Origin of the sequence: Gottschalkia purinilytica (assembly GCF_001190785.1) — a bacterium.
GTDB lineage: Bacteria > Bacillota > Clostridia > Tissierellales > Gottschalkiaceae > Gottschalkia_A > Gottschalkia_A purinilytica.
In genome coordinates this window covers 58168-76984 of record NZ_LGSS01000002.1, presented here as the reverse complement: position 1 = coordinate 76984, position 18817 = coordinate 58168, and the positions used below count along the sequence as shown (strand labels likewise).

The window sequence follows — 18817 nt, the reverse complement described above, 5'->3', positions numbered from 1 at the left end:
AAGGATATTAAGCTTTCTTATATCATATTTTGGTAAAAAAAGAATGTGAATAATTTACAGTTATTTACATTCTTTTTTTATATTGAATAATATAATGATTACGACAAACAAAACTAAGACATTCAAAGGAAATTTGAAAATAGGTAAGGTGAAAAAAATGAAAAAAGTCAGGTTGAAAATTAGGAGTAAGATTATATTAGTGATGATTGTATTCATAATAATTCCACTAATTGCATCTGGATGGGGGGCATATTTAACATCTATAGATATAATAGATGGAGAATATGAAGATTTAGGAAAATCTATAGGAAATGAAGTAAGTAATCATATAAACAGTTATATAACAGAAATAGAGAGTAGTTTAAAGCTAATCTCACATATATCTAAGGCTGATAGACTTGTAAATAATCCAGAGTATGAAGGAGAAATAATAGATAACTTCAATAGATTTATAAAAAGCTACAATGTATCCAATATATATCTAGGCACAACTGATGGAAAGTTTTATCATATACCAGAGACAGAAACACCTGAAGATTTTGATTGTAGAGAAAGAGTATGGTACAAAGGAGCTATGAAAAATAAAGACATATCATGGTCAGATCCTTATATAGACGTAAGAACTAAAGAAACTATGATAGCAGTATCTGTCCCAGTTTATGATAATACTAATAACATCATAGGAGTAATGGGAATAGATGTTCCTATAAATAGATTTTCAGATACAATAAAAAATATAAAAATAGGCGAGAAAGGATTTGCTATAATATATGATTCAAAAGGTAAGGTTATGGCACATAAAGATAAAGCAAATGTAGGAAAGACTTCAAATTCTAAAGAACTATTAGTAGCTATAAAAGAAAATAAATCACTTGTAGATTATGAAATTAGGGAAAATGGAAATATGGAGAAGCAGTATGCAGTTATAAACAATCTGGAAAAATTAAACTGGAAAGTGGTATCTAATATATATGCTAGTGAAGTAAGTCAAGAAGCAAGGGGGATTTTAAATAGTACCTTAATTATAGGATTAATTACGATAATAGTAGGAGCTGTAGTTGCCTATTTATTTGCTAGGTCGATTACAAATCCAATTAATACGTTGGTCAAAAATATGGAAAAATTGGAAGATGGAGACTTTAATGTGAAGTGTAAGGTTAAAAATGGAGATGAAATAGGAAAGCTTAGTGAAAGTTTCAATAATATGGTGGATAAACTAAGTAATCTTATTATACATGTAAAAAAAGTTTCAAGTGAAGTGACAAATTCGGCTCAGCTTCTTGCATCTACCTCTGAAGAAAACAGTGCGTCAGCATCTCAAATATCTAGAGCGATAGAAGAAATAGCTAAAGGAGCAACTGAACAAGCACAAGATACAGAAAAAGGAGTTCAAATTGTATCTATACTATCAGATAAGCTTGTAGAACTTAGTAATAATTCAGAGACAATGATGAAGTCAGCAGAAAATATAATGAAAACTAGTGAATTAAGTGCAGGTTTGGTAAAAGAACTAGAAACAAAGACTAAAGAAAGTAATGAAAGTACTAATAGAATAGAAGGAGCTATACTATCTTTAGATAAAAAGATAAACTATATAGAGGAAATATTGCAAACCATAGACTCAATCTCAGACCAAACAAATTTATTAGCACTGAATGCATCAATAGAAGCAGCGAGAGCGGGGAAATATGGTAAAGGATTTGCAGTAGTAGCAGAAGAAATAAGGACATTATCTTATGATTCTAAGAAGTTATCAGATGAAATAAAAGAAGTAATATTAGATGTTGAGGGTGAAAGTAGAAATACAATAAAAGCTATGAATGGGGTAAAAGAAATAACTAAGGAGCAAACAGAGTCTGTATTTGAAGTTAGCAAGTCTTTTGATATAATAAGTAATATTATAAAAGAAATTACAAAAAAAATTGAGAGTATAGATAACTATGTTCATTCTATGAGCCAAGATAAAGAAGAAATAGTGTTTTCTATGGAAAACATATCAGCAGTGTCAGAAGAAGCTGCCGCTGCTTCAGAAGAAGTATCGGCCTCAATTGAAGAACAGACTTCTAGTATAGAAGAAGTTGCTAAATCCTCAAGTAAGCTTAATGATCTTGCAAATATACTAAATAAAGAGATAAATGTATTTAAAATTTAGAAAATGTAAAAGCCTGACGTAAAAAGAAGTACGTCAGGCTTTCTTTTTAATGAAACTTCGACATACTTAGAATATTATATATGATAGAATTATATCGTTGACTAATTTACACTTAATAATTGGGGGACAATAACATGAGAATAGTAGCTTTAATAGGAAGAAGTGGAACAGGTAAAAGCTATAAGTCTATAATGCTAGCAAAGGAACTTAATATAGAATATATAATTGATGATGGGCTGTTTATAAAGGGAAATAAAATAATAACTGGTAAGTCAGCAAAAGGAGAGGAATCTAGAATAAGGGCAGTGAAAAGAGCCTTATTTTCTGATAAAGACCATAGATTAGATGTTAGAATGGCAATACAAGAGATGAATCCAGAGTCTATACTTGTACTTGGAACTTCAGATAAAATGGTGGACAAGATAGTCATTGCTTTAGGACTTCCTTCTATAGAGTCAAGGATATATGTAGAACAGATATGTACACCAGAAGAAATAGAAATAGCTCAAGAATATAGGAAAAAACAAGGAAAACATGTTATTCCAGTACCTACTTTTGAAGTGAAAAAAGATTTTTCTGGATACTTTATAGATACATTAAAAATATTCAGGGATAAAGATACTACCCAGCAGCAGGTATATGAAAAGACGGTAGTAAGGCCTACATTTAGCTATTTAGGAAAATATACTATTTCAGATAGCGTTATAAGAGACTTAGCAAAGTTTGTAGCTAATAATTCTGATGGTATTCATAAGATATATAACATATATACTAAGAATTACAAAGAAGGGGTAGTTATAAGCTTAAATGTTGCAATAAAATACGGAAATAAAATAACAGATTTTATAAAAAAAGTTCAAGAAAAAATTGGACAAGAAGTAGAGCAAATGACATCTATAAACGTATTAGCTGTTAACGTAACTATTAAAAGGATTGTAATTAATTAAATATTAAATATATTCAAACAAATAAGTAATTATTCATTATTATTAATTTTTAAATAATGTATAACAAAATATTAATAATTAAATAACTATATTTAATTAATTATTAATATTTTTTATTTTAAATACTACAGTAAATATGGGCCTTAAGGGAATATTTTACATAAAAAAGTTTTTTTATACTTTTTTTTACAAAATGCATAAAAATTAATTGATTTTTTTTAGTAATAAAACTATAATATATATAAAAATATAGAGGGGGAAAAACAAATGAACAATTATGTACAAGAAGTACTAGAGAAGGTAAAAGGCAGAAACTCTTATGAGCCAGAGTTTTTACAAGCTGTAGAAGAAGTAATAGAAACATTGGAACCAGTTATTGAAAGACATCCAGAGTTTGTAAAATCAAATTTACTAGAAAGACTTTGTGAACCAGAAAGAGCTATAATGTTTAAAGTACCTTGGACTGATGATAACGGTAATGTTCATGTGAATCGTGGATATAGAGTTCAATTTAATGGATCTATCGGACCATATAAAGGAGGACTTAGATTTCACCCTTCAGTTAACCTAAGTATTTTAAAATTCTTAGGATTTGAGCAAATTTTCAAAAACTCTCTAACAGGACTTCCAATAGGTGGAGGTAAAGGTGGTGCAGATTTTGATCCTAGGGGAAAATCTGACGATGAAATAAGAAGATTTTGTGAAAGTTTCATGACAGAGTTATACAGACATATTGGACCAAATGTAGATGTTCCAGCTGGAGATATTGGAGTTGGAGGTAAAGAAATAGGATACTTATATGGACATTATAGAAGACTTAGAGGAGCATTTGAAAATGGAGTTCTTACAGGAAAAGGACTTTCATATGGCGGTAGTTTAATAAGACCAGAAGCTACAGGTTATGGAGTAACATATTTCTGTTTAGAAATGCTAAAGCATGAAGGATTATCAATAGAAGGAAGAACAGTGGCATTATCAGGATTTGGTAATGTTGCTTGGGGAGCGGCTAAGAAAGTTAGTGAATTAGGTGGAAAAGTTGTAACACTCTCAGGTCCTGATGGGTATATCTATGATCCAAACGGAATATCTGGTGCAAAAATTGATTATATGCTGGAAATGAGAGCTTCAGGTAGAGATAAAGTTGAAGATTATGCAAATAAATTTGGAGTACAATTCTTTCCAGGAGAAAAACCATGGGGACAAAAAGTTGACATAGCTATGCCATGTGCTACTCAAAATGAAATTACAATTGAAGAAGCTAAGAAATTAGTAGCAAATGGAGTAAAATTCTTAGTAGAAGGCGCTAATATGCCTACGACTAACGAAGCTCTTAAATACTTACAAGATAACGGAGTTTTAATTGGACCTGCTAAGGCAGCTAATGCTGGTGGAGTTGCTACTTCAGCTTTAGAGATGACACAAAATAGTATGAGATTAGCATGGACAGAACAAGAAGTAGATGAAAAGTTACATCAAATAATGATTAACATTCATAATAATGCTATGAACGCAGCAGAGGAATACGGATATGGATATAATTTAGTAGCTGGAGCTAATATAGCAGGTTTTGCTAAAGTAGCAAAAGCTATGACTGAGCAAGGAATATACTAATAAATAGACAAACATTATATTATTTCTTAATATAATTTAATATATCAAAATTATATCAAAAAGAGCTGACTATATAGTCAGCTTTTTTTAATTTAAACTTTAACTTAGTTTTTACAAATATATAACTCTCTCATAATAACTCTTTTCTATACTCATATTGAGATATTACATGATCGTATAGAAAGTGAGGATAGAAATGAGAATAAAAAAATTATTCTTTTTAATAACATTACTTTTTTTAATCTTTGTATTCATAACAGGGTGTAGTGTTAATACAAAGAAAAGCAATATAGATAAAAAAGAGTTAGTAGTATACACATCATTAGACGAAAATGATGTAAAAAAATATATTGAAGATTATAATAAAAAATATCCTGATGTTGACTTAAAAATAGTAAGGGAAAGTAATAGAACTATCTTAAATAAACTAATAAAAGAAAAAAGAGATACAAAAGCTGATATAGTATGGGGAATAAGCCCTTCAGGTTTACTAACACTAGACAGAAAGGGACTACTTGACACCTATATTCCTAAGGATATAGAAATAATATTTAATAACTTCAGAAGAGTAGAGGAACTTCCTACTTGGATAGGAAATGATATATGGGAGCCTATAATCATAGTTGATAATAATGAGCTTAAGAAAAGAAATCTTTCAATCCCTAGAAGCTATGAAGATTTAATAAAGCTAGAATATAAGGGACTAATAACAATGTCAAATCCAGAAACAACTGGATCAGGTTATTTAATAGTATCTTCAATTTTAAAGCTAAAAGGAGAACAAGAAGCCTGGAAGTATTTAAATAAATTAAGCAAGAATATAAATAACTATTCCGAAAATAACATAGAGTCAAATATAATATCGGGGAGTAAGGATAATCCTATAGGAATCTTATTTGGATATAAAGATGCTAAAAAAGCAAGTGAAAGAAAGGGAACTGAGGTTGTAATTTTAAAAGAAAACTATGAACATACTACAGTAGTAAATGCTTTAATAAAGAAAGATAATATAAAAAAAGAAGCTAAAGATTTTTTAGATCTTACAATGAAAGATAGAATTGTAGATAGTTCTTCAGAAAAAGACTATATTATGACAAGTATAGGAAAACACTTAAATTTATCGAGATCTAAGTAGCGTATAATATATAAGGGTAGTTCACCACTACAAAATAGATAATATGTTATAGAAGTAATCCCGTATAATCAAATTATACGGGATTATCTTATAAGAATTATTTACTTATTCAATTTATCATTTTAGTTATTTATCTACCAATACCTTTTTCTTTTAATTTCTGAAGCATATCAGTTGTCATTTTAGGAAGATCATATTTTACTTTAAATCCCCATTCTTCTATAGCAGATGATGGATCTATGGAATTTGGCCAACTTTCTGCTATAGCTTGTTTTACTGGGTCTACATCATAATCTATAGTAAAAGTTGGAATATGTTTTTTGATTTCAGAAGCAATTTCTTCTGGATCGAAACTCATAGATGTAACATTAAATGCGTTTCTATGAATCAATTTTGAACTATCTGCTTCCATAAGATCTATAATTGAATTTAATGCATCTGGCATATACATCATATCCATATAAGTTCCTTTTGCAATATTTGAAGTATATTTGCCAGACTTTAAGGCTTCATAGTATATGTCTACGGCATAATCAGTAGTTCCACCACCTGGAAGAGCAACATAAGAAATTAATCCTGGAAATCTAACTCCTCTTGTATCTACCCCATATTTATGATAATAATAGTCACATAGTAATTCACCAGCTACTTTATTTACACCATACATAGTAGTAGGTCTTTGAAGTGTATCTTGAGGAGTGTTTTCTTTTGGAGTAGAAGGACCAAAAGCTCCTATGGAACTAGGCGTAAAGAATTTACAATTATGTTCTTTTGCTACTTCTAAAGCGTTAACGAGTCCACCCATATTAATATTCCATGCAAGTAACGGTTTAGATTCTGCCGTTGCAGATAGAAGTGCCGCTAAATGAATAATAGTGTCTGGTTTATATTTTGTTACTAATTCGTTCATTAGCTTTGCGTCTGTTACGTCAAGAATTTCAAAAGGACCAGATTGAAAAACATTATGATTTTTATCTATTTTAATATCTGTGGCAATTACGTTACTATTGCCATAAATTTCTCTCATTTTCATTACTAATTCTGCACCAATCTGTCCTAATGCTCCTGTTATAAAAATCTTTTTCATAAAATCCCTCCATATTCTATATGAAACTGCATTAAGCTATGATGCTTATAAAATACCTAGATCTTTTCCAACTTTTTCATATATAGATAAAGCTTTATCCAATATTTCTTTTGTATGAGCTGCTGTAGGCATGTTTCTTACTCTTCCAGTTCCCTTTGGAACAGTTGGAAATACTATAGATTTTGCATATACACCTTCTTCATAGAGTCTTTTACTAAACTCTTGAGTTTTACTTTCATCTCCAATAATACAAGGAGTAATAGGAGTTTCACTATTTCCTATATTAAATCCAAGTTCTCTTAGGCCTTTTTTTAAGTAATTCCCGTTTTCCCAAAGTTTGTCATGTAAAGCTGTACTTTCTGTTAATATATCAATAGCTTTTATACAAGCGGCAGCTGAACCTGGTGTTAAAGAGGTAGAAAATAGGAATGGTCTTGCTCTAACTTTTAGCCAGTCAATAAGATCTTTTTTACCAGCTACATAACCACCTACAACACCTATTGCTTTTGATAAAGTTCCGATTTGAAAGTCTACTTTATCAGAAAGACCAAAATGTTTTACAGTTCCTGATCCTTTTCCCAATACTCCTGATCCATGAGCATCATCTACATAGGTAATAAGATCAAATTCTTCTGCTATTTTAACGATTTCAGGGAGTTTAGCAATATCACCGTCCATGGAAAATACTCCATCAGTAATTATCATGATTTTATTATAAAGACCTGACTCTTTTGCTTCTTTTGCTTTTTGTCTTAGATCATTCATATCTGAGTGATTATAGCGAATAATCTTTGCTCTTGATAATCTACATCCATCAATAATGGAAGCGTGATTAAGTTCATCTGATAGAATAGCATCATTTTTATCCATAACTGCTTGAATAGCTCCAGCATTACAGTTAAATCCTGATTGGAAAACGATTGCAGATTCTGTATGCTTAAATGAGGCAAGTTTTTCTTCAAGTTTAATGTGGATATCTAGTGTTCCATTTATAGTTCTAACAGCACCTGCACCTACACCATATTTTGTTGTGGCTTCATTACAAGCTTTAATCAGTTCTTCATTAGTGGCTAAGCCTAGATAATTATTTGAAGATAAGTTGATTAGCTCTTTTCCTCCTATTTTTATTATAGGACCATTTGCACTTTCTAAAGGGTCTATGACATTATAAAGACCTTTTTCCTTTAAATCATTTAAGTTTTCTTTTAAAAACTTATCTAATACTTTACTAGACATATAAAAACCTCCTTAAGATAATGTGCGCATAACACATACATGTGTATAAAATTCTGAACTAAAATGAAATACTATCTATACCACTAATATACATGTTTGCATTTATAAAATCAACATTTTTTTTGGAAAAAATATTTACTGTTATTCCCAAAATGACTTTCAATCACGAACATAGCTATCTTATCTAATTAAAAAATAATTAAATACGAAAGAAAAAATAGTATTTAAATTTAGTTCAATTTTATAAAAAAAGCTAATGAATTTTATAAAACTCATATTACTTATATTGATTTACAAAAGAGTCAACATTTAAACTTCCATAACTTTACATTAAATTAGATTAAAGATGAAAATTAAGATAATAAAAACTCAAAAACATAAAATATTTATATTGAAATTTAATATAAATGGAGTTTTTGTAAATGAGCATTATTTAAATTTATATATAATTTTTAAAGAGTTATTTTTTTCATAAAAATTTAAAGATTAAAAATATTAGTTGATTAATAAATTTTAAAATATCATGTGTAAGGTATAAATGTCCGGGTATAGTATACATATAAAGAGATAAATTTACTAATTTCAAAAAAATAACAATCATTTTTTTCTGAAAATGTGTATAATATAAGTATAAGGTACTTTATAAAAAAATATGTGCTAGTTTAAAAAAATACACATGTATTTGATTGAAACACAGGGGTGTAAGGAGGTGTAAAAAAGTTTATCAATTATACTTAAGATAAAATAAGTAATTACTTTATAAGCAAAAGATGATTCATAACAAGAAAGGTTAATTAAGCATATAATGTATAACAATCATGAAAACGATTTCATAGCAAAATTTAGCCATAACTAAGACATTGTTTGATATAATCATAATCGATTATAAAAAATAGAAAGGAGTTTGTTAAATGAAAAAATTAGGTCTATTGCCTAAATTGATTATTGCTATTATTATAGGTATCTTAGTAGGTAAGGTTGCTCCAGAGTGGTTTATAAAAATATTTGTTACTTTTAGTAGTATTTTTGGCAACTTTTTAGAGTTCGCTATTCCGTTAATTATTATAGGATTTGTGGCTCCAGGTATAGGGGAGCTGGGAAAAGGTGCAGGAAAACTTCTTGCAATTACTACAGGAATCGCATATATATCTACAATAGCATCTGGATCTTTAGCTTATTTAACAAGTACTACTGTTTTACCTAAGATCATGAATATTAAAAATCTTACATTAAATGCAAGTAACCCAGAAGAATCACTTTTAGCTCCATTTTTTAAAGTAGAAATGCCACCTATTATGGGAGTTATGACAGCTCTTTTAATTGCTTTTACTATAGGACTAGGAATAGCTACAATTAAAGGTGATACAATTAAAAAATTTATGAATGAATTTCAACAAATCGTAGAAAAACTCATTTCTAATATTATTATTCCATTATTGCCAATACACATATTAGGGATCTTTGCTAACATGACTTATGCAGGAGAAGTTGCAGCTATTATATCTGTATTTGCAAAAGTATTTGTTATGATTCTTCTTCTTCATGCTGCAATTATCATAATACAATACACTATTGCAGGAACTTTAGGAGGAGCTAATCCATTTAGTTTAATTAAGAATATGATTCCAGCGTACTTTACAGCAATTGGAACTCAATCTTCTGCAGCTACTATTCCTGTAACTTTAAGTCAAACAAAGAAAAATGGTGTAGATGATGGAATTGCAGAGTTTGTTGTTCCACTTTGTGCAACAATTCACTTATCTGGTAGTACCATTACTCTTACAAGTTGTGCAATTGCTATAATGATGCTAAATGGAATGGACTTTTCTTTTGGAATGATTTTCCCATTTATCATGATGTTGGGTGTTACTATGGTTGCTGCACCAGGGGTTCCAGGAGGAGCTGTAATGGCAGCTTTAGGACTTTTAAAAAGTATGCTTCATTTTTCACCAACTTTAACATCACTGATGATAGCTTTATATATTGCACAAGATAGCTTCGGTACTGCATGTAATATAACTGGAGATGGAGCAATAGCTATAATTGTAAACAAGATATCAGGAAAAAAATTAGAACCTAAAAAAGATAATAAAATAATAACTTAATCTATTATACTAATTAAATCTTAATAATACTGAAAATACTATACTGATCTTCTTGCTAAAATTTTAATAGTTTAAAACTAGTAATTTTAATATAAAAATAAATAGCATAACATAATGAGCTAACTTAAATTAATTAAATAAATCTAGATATTTTTAAAGATTAAAATATATTATATTAAAACCTTCTTTAAATTGATTTCTATTATAGAAATTCAATAGTTAAAGAAGGTTTTTTATTTTACTTTTAAATTGTTTAATAATTAAAGATAAAAATAAATAATGGAATTATGACAAAGATATTTGATAGAATAAATTTTAGAAAGTAAGTATATTAAGGTTATTTAGTATGTGTAACGTTAAAACTATATATTAATACTTTATATTCTTAAATATTATATATTTGCTTATTTTTAAACTTAGATTTGAGAATTATTTAAATATTGTCTTAAAATTATATAAAGTTTATGATTTCTTTATAATATAATGGTTATATTTTATATGTGTATATAAACTTTTACTTAAATTAAAGGTTAGTAATAAAGAATTCGATACCCTAATACATAAATTAAAATATTATTTATTATAGTTATTTTATATATTTAACTGAAAGGAGAAGAGTAATATGAAATACAACGCTTATGAAAATAACGGAAAAGTAATAATAGAAGGTGTAAAAGATTTTGAGCCAAAGCATATATTTGAATGTGGACAATGTTTTAGATGGAATGAAGAATCAGATGGAAGTTTTACTGGAGTAGCTTATAATAGAGTGATAAATGTAAAAAAAGAAGGTAATGATGTTATACTTTCAAATACGAATATAGAGGATTTTAAAAATATATGGTATAACTACTTTGATTTAGATACAGATTATGGGGAAATAAAAAAAGAGCTAGCAAAAGATTCTGTGCTAAAAGAGGCTATAAAGTTCGGACATGGTATAAGAATATTAAAACAAGATGAATGGGAGATTTTAATATCATTTATAATATCAGCAAATAATAGAATTCCTATGATAAAAAGAGCTATAGACATATTAAGTGAAAGATATGGTGAATATATAGGAGAGTATAATGGAAAAAAATATTATGGATTTCCTGAGCCTGGTAAACTAAAAAAATTGACTGTAGAAGAAGTAGAAGACTGTAAAACAGGATTTAGAGCAAAATATATAGTAAGTGCATCAGCTAGAGTATCAGAGAATGAAATAGAAATATATAATTTAAAAAACTTGTCTACAGAAGATGCTAGAACACAATTGATGCTATTTGCAGGTGTAGGACCAAAAGTATCTGACTGTATAATGCTATTTTCTATGGATAAACAGGATGCTTTTCCTATAGATATATGGGTTAAAAGAATTATGGAGTATTTTTACTTAGATGAAGAGACTAAACTAAAGGCTATACAAGAATATGCTCAAGATAAGTTTGGAAAATATGCAGGATATGCACAACAATATTTATTTTACTATGCTAGAGAACTAGGTATAGGAAAAGGAAAAAAATAAATATCTTAAATATATCCCTGAAATAATGAGCTAAACTAATAGTATAGTTAATACATTTTAGAAGCTAAGGTGATAACATGTATAGAATATTTATAATAGAAGATGACAAGAAAATGGAAAGCCTAATGAAAGACAGAATTGAGAAATATGAATATCAAGCAATAACTGTTAAGGATTACTCTAATATAAAGAGTGAATTTTTAAAAGCAGATCCTCATCTGGTATTAATGGATATAAATTTACCTAATTTTGATGGCTTTTTTTGGTGTAGAGAAATAAGAGCAATATCGAAAGTACCAATAATATTTGTATCTGCTAGATTTTCAGATATGGAACAAGTTATGGCTATAGAACATGGCGGAGATGACTATATAATTAAACCTTTTTCTTTTGACTTACTTATAGCTAAGATTAAGGGAGTTTTAAGGAGAACTTATGGAGAATATGCACAAAAGCAGTCTAAAGAAGTAACTGAAGTAAATGGACTGTACTTATATATAAAGCAAAATATAGTAGAATGGAAAGACAAAAAAGTAGAACTTAGTAAAAAAGAGTTTGCTTTATTATACAGCCTTATAAATAATCTAAATGAAATAGTACCTAGAGAGAAGCTTTTAGAAGATTTATGGGATGATGTAGAATTTGTAGATGATAATACATTATCAGTAAATGTAACTAGACTTAGAAAAAGACTTGAAGATATAGGAATATATAATGCAATAGAGACTAAAAGAGGTCAGGGATATAAAATGATTAAAACATGGGAATAGGTGATTAGTATTGAATTTTATAAAGTATTTAAAAGATAGGATTTCATACTTTTTAATATATTTTATAAGTATAGGATTAACTATATTTATAATATCTTTAGATTTAATAATAAGAGAAGAAAAATTAAGTACAGATAATATACTTTATACTTTAATATTGTCAACTATACTTCTTATAGTATTCATAGTTATAGACTATAGCAAAAAACATGGTTTTTATAAAGGGTTAAATATGGCACTTGAAGAAAATGAAAATTCAAATGAAATATTTAAGCTACCTAAAGATAATAGTATAGAACATGAACTATTTAAAAAGCTTCTAATTAAAAATTATGATAGTTATGAGAATAAGCTTGAAAAGTATAGAGAAAATTATAAAGATTATACTTACTTTAAAAGTAGATGGATACATCAAATGAAAACTCCTGTATCAGTAATAAAACTTATGTTGGAAAATGAGGAAGATAGAAATATAGATGAAACTGCTAGAAGAAACTATGCTAGTATGAAAGAAGAGATAGAGAAACTATCACATGGACTTGAGATGGCACTTTATACCCTAAGAGTAAATGATTTTGAACAAGACTTTAAAGTAGAAAGAGTAAATATACTAGAAGTAGTAAGAAATATTATAAATGAAAGCAAAAATACATTTATAATGAACTCTATCTATCCTAAAATAGACGTTAAGGAAGATATAGAAGTAAAAACAGATAAAAAGTGGATAAAGTTTGTTATAAGACAGATAATATCAAATAGTATAAAATATTCTAAAGTTAAAGAAAGTGAAAATAAGAGTGTATTAGTAACTGTAAATACTGACGCTGAAAAGACAATACTTTCTATAAAGGATAAAGGAGTGGGTATACCTAAGCAAGATTTAGGTAAGGTATTTGATCCTTTCTTTACAGGTAGAAATGGACGAATATATTCAGAATCAACAGGTGTTGGAATGTATCTTGCTAAAACTATATGTAATAAATTAGGACATGATATATCGGTAAAATCTGAAGAAGGCGAATGGACGGAAATAACTATAGTATTTTACAAAGGAAGAAGTCTATACGATATAGTGTAAAAATAGCTATATATTATACATTTTATCCTTAACTAAATAGTTAAAGTATTTTTAAGATTACAATAATGTAAGATAATATCTTACATGTGAAAGAGAAATCAATACAATGATTTCTCTTATTTTTTTATAATAACATTGTAGGTTGTATAATAGGAGAGGACTACGATGAGATTATATAATATAGCACTAAAAAACATAAAAGAAAATTTATATAGATATATAATGTATTATTTAAGCAATACATTTACAGTGGCTATATTTTTTATATTTTCTAACTTTATGGTTTACTCAAAAAAAATAACGAATATCCAAGGAGTTAGTATTAGTATAAAGAATAACATTGATATTGGAATTATATTGTGTCAAATTATAATAGTCATGTTTTCTATAATATTTGTGACTTATTCAATATCTATATTTTTAAGGTATAGGGGAAAAGAATTCGGCTTATTATCATTATTTGGAATGAGTATAAATCAAATAAGAAAATATGTGTTAATAGAAAGTATGATAATATCAGTTGCATCTATTACTTCAGGAATTATTTTAGGAATTTTATTTTCAAAGTTATTCTTTCTTATAATAGGAGCATTTTTAAAAAGTAGTATTGCATTTGGAATCTCATTTAAAGCTACAATATTAACATTTATTTTGTTCTTTATATTATTTGAAGTTATAAATGTAATAATGTTTTTAAAAATAAAGAACAAAGAGATAATAGAACAAATAAAGCTAAATAAAACTTCAAAGGAAGTTCCTACATTTTCTATAATCAAATCACTAATAGGGATTGTACTAATAATAGCCGGATATGCTGTATCGTGGATAACAAGATTAAATAATATTTCATTACAAATAGCGTTAACTACATTTATGGTTATAGTTGGAACGTATTTTATAATTACTGAATTTAGTATAGCTATAATAAATGGACTTAAGAAAAATACTAAAAGATTTTATAGAAAAACAAGTATGATTACGATATCTCAAATAATGTTTAAACTGAAAGATACGGCAAAAATTTTATTTTTAACATCCATATTGGGTACTGTAACTTTTACAGCTACAGAAACAATATATTCATTTTTTACAGAGACACCAATGATGACAGTAGAACATTATTCAGATGATATAGGGATCCTACAAACTGATAAGAATATTCGAGATCATATAGATATTGAGGATATAAAATCTGTATTGAAAGACTATAATGTTAACATAAAATATTTTAATAAGATTGAAGGAATAAAGGCTGACGAGATATTTGGAAATGATAAAAATAATAAATATATGAGTAAATTTATGCTAGTATCTAACTCTCAATATAATAAAATAGCTAAAAGAATAGGAGAGAAAAAATTAAAAATAAATAAAAAAGAAATGATATGTATTTTTTATTTTGATGATAACATTAAATTTTATGATAACAACAAATTACTAGAATCTAAAGTAATGAACGATAATTCAATCTTAAAAATTAATGATAAAACTCAAAACTATATAATTAAGAAGAAAATATATAAATCACCTATTTATATGAGACATATGTTAGTAATTAACGACAAAGAGTTTAAAGATATAATAATAAATACACCTCAAAATAAGTTAGTTAATTACTATAGTATTAAATTAAATAACTGGTTAGACTCCTATGAAGGTAGTAGAGAGTTAGAAAAATTTATGGGAGTAAACTATAGAGATTGCTATCACGCTAAGATATATTCATATACTGAGCAAAAAAATACTTTGGGGATGATGCTGTTTATAGGACTTTTTATAGTAATTTTATTTTCTATAGCATCAGGAAGTATAATTTACTTCAGGTTATTTAATGATATAAAACAAGACAGTGTAGAGTTTGGTATTCTTAAAAAAATAGGAGCATCACAATCTGATATAAAAAAAATAATAACAAAACAAATAGCTGTAATATTTTTCATACCGTTTATAGTTAGTACGATTCATTCGTTATTTGCTTTAAAATTACTAGAAAATATTTTTGAAAAAAACTTACTGATTAATGGTCTAACAGTTATGGTTGGGTATTTAATATTTCAATTAATATACTTTTTATTAGTAAGAAAAATATATATAAGAAAAATAAATGCTTTAAAATGATGATATTTACTAGTTGGCTAGTGAATAGGTAAATATGACAATAATGTAAGGCAATAACTTATGTATGAAAGAGAAATCAATACTATGATTTCTCTTAATTTTTTATAATAAGACTATAGACTATATTAAAAATAGAATTTTGATTCAAATTCATTGTATTAAGTTAATGCAGATTAAATATTAAAAAAATATTATCATTTTTAAGATAATTACTTATTGAGAATTCACTTAAAGATTAGGAGGTAAGATAATGAAAGTATTAGAAGCTAAAAGCTTATCCAAAGTATATGGAATGAAAGGAAAAGGAATATCCGTAAAAGCGTTAGATAATTTTAGTATGACTATAGAGGAAGGAGAATTTGTTGGAGTAATGGGTCCTTCTGGTAGTGGTAAAAGTACACTTTTGAATATACTGGCAACAATAGATAAACCGTCATCAGGAGAAGTTCTGATAGGTGGAAAAAATCCTCATAAATTAAATGAAAATGAACTAGCATTATTTAGAAGAAACGAATTAGGATTTATATTTCAAGACTTTAACTTACTAGATACGTTATCAATAAAGGAAAATATAATACTACCATTAGTAATGAATAACGAAAAGACGAAAGAAATAGAAGCAAAAGTTAATGAAATATCGAAAGTGTTAGGGATAGATAGTATATTAAACAAAAGAACTTACGAAGTATCAGGTGGACAACAACAAAGAACTGCCTGTGCAAGAGCGCTTATAGGTAAACCGTCTATGATACTTGCTGATGAGCCTACTGGAAATCTAGACTCTAAATCTTCATATGATCTAATGGAATCACTTGAAAAAATGAATAAAGAAAGAAAAGCAACTATAGTAATGGTAACACATGATGCTTTTGCTGCTAGTTTTTGTAATAGAATAATAATGATAAAGGATGGAAGATTTTTCTTAGAATTAACAAAAGGGTCAAGTAGACAAGTATTTTTTAAGGAAATATTAGATTCACTTTCTCTTCTAGGAGGGAACTATAATGACACTATCTAATATGGCAGTAAAAAATATTAGGGGTAATCTATATAGATATATAATGTATTATTTAAGTAATACATTTACGGTAACTGTATTCTTTTTATTTGCTAATTTTATATTTCATCCGAGTGAAATAACTAACGTTAAAAGATTAGGGAATGGAAATGCACAACAAGGTGTTACTAATGCACTTATAATGTGTCAATTTATAATAGTTATATTTACAATATTATTTGTTGCTTATTCAGTATCTATATTTTTAAAGTCTAGAGGAAAAGAGTTTGGATTGTTATCACTATTTGGAATGACAAAGAATCAGATAAGAAAGTATATTATGGTAGAAAGTACAATAATATCATTCGTATCTATTGTTTCAGGAATCATTTTAGGAAGTGGACTTTCAAGACTATTTTTCATTATAATAGGAAAATTTTTAGAAAATAACATTCCATTTAGTATTTCATTTAAGGCTATAGGATTGACATTCGCAATATTTTTCGTGCTATTCGAAGTTATAAATATGATTATGCTTTTTAAAATAAAGGGCAAAGAGATAGTAGAGCAAATAAAATCGAATAGAATACCTAAAGAAGTGCCTAAGTTTTCTAAGACTAAGTCTATAATAGGAGTTATACTGCTGGCTATCGGATACGGTATAGCTTGGATTTCAAGGGGAACCCTTGTTGTATTAGTAATGATACCAGTTATAGTTATAGTTACAATCGGAACTTATTTTATATTTACTCAATTCAGTATAGCAGTAACAAATGGACTTAAGAAAAATAACAGTAGATTTTATACAAAAACAAATATGGTTGCACTATCTCAAATGATATTTAAGTTAAAAGATACTGCAAAAGTGTTGTTTTTAGCATCTATATTAGGAGCAGTTACTTTTACAGCTACAGAAACGGTATATTCACTTTTTACTGAAATCACAAATGGAGTAACAGAAGGTACTCCAAATGATATAGGAATAGTAGAGCTTAAGAAAAATACTAATGATAAAATAGATATTAAAGAAGTAAAATCCATATTAGAGAAGCATAATTTAGATGTAAAGTATTTAAATAATATAGAAGGAATAGAAGCTAAAATTGCAAATAAAGAAAATGAAGATAAAAATGATCCTAATACTGTGGACTTTAACATAATATCTAATTCTCAATATAATAAATTAGCTAAACAATCCGATGAAAAGCAAGTAAAAGTAAATAAAGATGAAATAGTATATATCTTTTCTTCTAAACCAGTAAAAGGATTTAATGAAGATGAAATGTTAGAAAAAGAAAAAAGACTAAAAGAAGAAGGAATAAACTTAGATATAAATAGTAATGTTAAAAAATATGAAGTTAAAGAAACATTATATGGGAAGCCTATAAATGGATCATATCTTGAAGATAACAAGATTTTAGTTATGAATGATGATGAATTTAATAAAATATTAAAAGATATACCTAAAGAAAAGTTATTTAAATATTATGGAATACAACTGAATAACTGGGAAGATTCTTACAAGGCAAGTAAGGAAATAGGACAATTCTTAGGAAAGGATTATGAAGGATACTATTCTAATAAAATAGAACCTTATACTGCACAAAAAAATGCCTTTGGAATGATATTATTTATTGGATTCTTCATAGCATTTTTATTCTTTATAGCATCGGGAAGTATAATATACTTTAAGTTATTCAATGATATGAAACAAGACAGTGTAGAATATAGTATTCTTAAAAAAGTAGGATCATCAAAGAATGATATAAGAAAGATAATAACTAAGCAAATAGGCGTTATATTTTTCTTACCTTTTATAATTAGTACAGTGCATTCACTATTTGCATTAAAGTCACTAGCAAATCTATTAAATAGTAATTTATTAACTAATGGATTAATAGTAATGACAGGATATTTTGTATTTCAGTTAATATACTTTTTGATAATAAAGTCAATATATATAAGGAAAATAGAAACTTTATAATATCAATAATGGAAAATAATGAACATGATTCTTATGGAGCAATACTAAAAAAGAATCATGTTTATTTTTTATGTTATAATATAAAAA

The 18817-nt window shown here is 27.3% G+C and carries 13 protein-coding genes; 11 read left to right on the top strand and 2 right to left on the bottom strand.

Annotated elements, in window-relative coordinates; genetic code table 11:
- Positions 1 to 157 precede the first annotated feature (157 nt).
- The 4 genes from CLPU_RS02160 (at position 158) to CLPU_RS02145 (ending at position 5845) form a co-directional block, all read left to right on the top strand.
- On the top strand, positions 158 to 2152 hold the full coding sequence (locus CLPU_RS02160) for a methyl-accepting chemotaxis protein (protein ID WP_162198898.1): 1995 nt from the start codon (positions 158 to 160) through the stop codon (positions 2150 to 2152).
- Between the two features lie 134 nt (positions 2153 to 2286).
- Positions 2287 to 3099: an Asp23/Gls24 family envelope stress response protein gene (locus CLPU_RS02155; RefSeq protein ID WP_050354005.1), complete on the top strand. Its 813-nt coding sequence runs from the start codon at positions 2287 to 2289 to the stop codon at positions 3097 to 3099.
- Between the two features lie 267 nt (positions 3100 to 3366).
- Positions 3367 to 4710 carry an NADP-specific glutamate dehydrogenase gene (gdhA, locus tag CLPU_RS02150; protein ID WP_050354004.1) on the top strand — a complete coding sequence of 448 codons (1344 nt, stop codon included), beginning with the start codon at positions 3367 to 3369 and terminating at the stop codon, positions 4708 to 4710.
- A gap of 196 nt (positions 4711 to 4906) precedes the next feature.
- Positions 4907 to 5845 (top strand): ABC transporter substrate-binding protein, encoded by a 939-nt coding sequence (locus tag CLPU_RS02145; protein WP_050354003.1) that lies wholly within the window; start codon positions 4907 to 4909, stop codon positions 5843 to 5845.
- A 130-nt stretch (positions 5846 to 5975) separates the two neighbouring features.
- On the opposite strand, the gene CLPU_RS02140 is transcribed toward CLPU_RS02145, so the two are convergent.
- Together CLPU_RS02140 and CLPU_RS02135 are read right to left on the bottom strand one after the other, a co-directional pair.
- Positions 5976 to 6932 (bottom strand): L-threonine 3-dehydrogenase, encoded by a 957-nt coding sequence (locus tag CLPU_RS02140; RefSeq protein WP_050354002.1) that lies wholly within the window; start codon positions 6930 to 6932, stop codon positions 5976 to 5978.
- 45 nt (positions 6933 to 6977) lie between these two features.
- On the bottom strand, positions 6978 to 8168 hold the full coding sequence (locus CLPU_RS02135) for a glycine C-acetyltransferase (protein ID WP_050354001.1): 1191 nt from the start codon (positions 8166 to 8168) through the stop codon (positions 6978 to 6980).
- Between the two features lie 911 nt (positions 8169 to 9079).
- Here CLPU_RS02135 and CLPU_RS02130 point away from each other — a divergent pair.
- The 7 genes from CLPU_RS02130 (at position 9080) to CLPU_RS02100 (ending at position 18730) form a co-directional block, all read left to right on the top strand.
- Complete coding sequence (locus tag CLPU_RS02130; protein ID WP_050354000.1) at positions 9080 to 10273, top strand: dicarboxylate/amino acid:cation symporter; 1194 nt, start codon at positions 9080 to 9082, stop codon at positions 10271 to 10273.
- A gap of 622 nt (positions 10274 to 10895) precedes the next feature.
- Entirely contained in the window at positions 10896 to 11783 is an 888-nt protein-coding gene (locus CLPU_RS02125; protein WP_050353999.1) for a DNA-3-methyladenine glycosylase family protein, read from the top strand.
- A 77-nt stretch (positions 11784 to 11860) separates the two neighbouring features.
- On the top strand, positions 11861 to 12553 hold the full coding sequence (locus tag CLPU_RS02120) for a response regulator transcription factor (protein ID WP_050353998.1): 693 nt from the start codon (positions 11861 to 11863) through the stop codon (positions 12551 to 12553).
- Between the two features lie 10 nt (positions 12554 to 12563).
- A complete protein-coding gene (locus CLPU_RS02115; protein ID WP_235436085.1) occupies positions 12564 to 13631 on the top strand; it encodes a sensor histidine kinase in 1068 nt (355 codons plus the stop codon).
- Between the two features lie 165 nt (positions 13632 to 13796).
- Positions 13797 to 15749 (top strand): FtsX-like permease family protein, encoded by a 1953-nt coding sequence (locus CLPU_RS02110; RefSeq protein WP_050353997.1) that lies wholly within the window; start codon positions 13797 to 13799, stop codon positions 15747 to 15749.
- Between the two features lie 250 nt (positions 15750 to 15999).
- Positions 16000 to 16767: an ABC transporter ATP-binding protein gene (locus tag CLPU_RS02105; protein ID WP_050353996.1), complete on the top strand. Its 768-nt coding sequence runs from the start codon at positions 16000 to 16002 to the stop codon at positions 16765 to 16767.
- Positions 16754 to 18730: an ABC transporter permease gene (locus tag CLPU_RS02100; RefSeq protein WP_050353995.1), complete on the top strand. Its 1977-nt coding sequence runs from the start codon at positions 16754 to 16756 to the stop codon at positions 18728 to 18730. The genes CLPU_RS02105 and CLPU_RS02100 overlap by 14 nt, the downstream gene beginning before the upstream one ends.
- Positions 18731 to 18817: the final 87 nt, after the last annotated feature.

Bases quoted from the DNA above. Each gene is read 5' to 3' on its own strand.
- CLPU_RS02160 (WP_162198898.1), top strand. From the start codon at position 158: ATGAAAAAAGTCAGGTTGAAAATTAGGAGTAAGATTATATTAGTGATG.
- CLPU_RS02155 (WP_050354005.1), top strand. From the start codon at position 2,287: ATGAGAATAGTAGCTTTAATAGGAAGAAGTGGAACAGGTAAAAGCTAT.
- gdhA (WP_050354004.1), top strand. From the start codon at position 3,367: ATGAACAATTATGTACAAGAAGTACTAGAGAAGGTAAAAGGCAGAAAC.
- CLPU_RS02145 (WP_050354003.1), top strand. From the start codon at position 4,907: ATGAGAATAAAAAAATTATTCTTTTTAATAACATTACTTTTTTTAATC.
- CLPU_RS02140 (WP_050354002.1), bottom strand. From the start codon at position 6,932: ATGAAAAAGATTTTTATAACAGGAGCATTAGGACAGATTGGTGCAGAA.
- CLPU_RS02135 (WP_050354001.1), bottom strand. From the start codon at position 8,168: ATGTCTAGTAAAGTATTAGATAAGTTTTTAAAAGAAAACTTAAATGAT.
- CLPU_RS02130 (WP_050354000.1), top strand. From the start codon at position 9,080: ATGAAAAAATTAGGTCTATTGCCTAAATTGATTATTGCTATTATTATA.
- CLPU_RS02125 (WP_050353999.1), top strand. From the start codon at position 10,896: ATGAAATACAACGCTTATGAAAATAACGGAAAAGTAATAATAGAAGGT.
- CLPU_RS02120 (WP_050353998.1), top strand. From the start codon at position 11,861: ATGTATAGAATATTTATAATAGAAGATGACAAGAAAATGGAAAGCCTA.
- CLPU_RS02110 (WP_050353997.1), top strand. From the start codon at position 13,797: ATGAGATTATATAATATAGCACTAAAAAACATAAAAGAAAATTTATAT.
- CLPU_RS02105 (WP_050353996.1), top strand. From the start codon at position 16,000: ATGAAAGTATTAGAAGCTAAAAGCTTATCCAAAGTATATGGAATGAAA.
- CLPU_RS02100 (WP_050353995.1), top strand. From the start codon at position 16,754: ATGACACTATCTAATATGGCAGTAAAAAATATTAGGGGTAATCTATAT.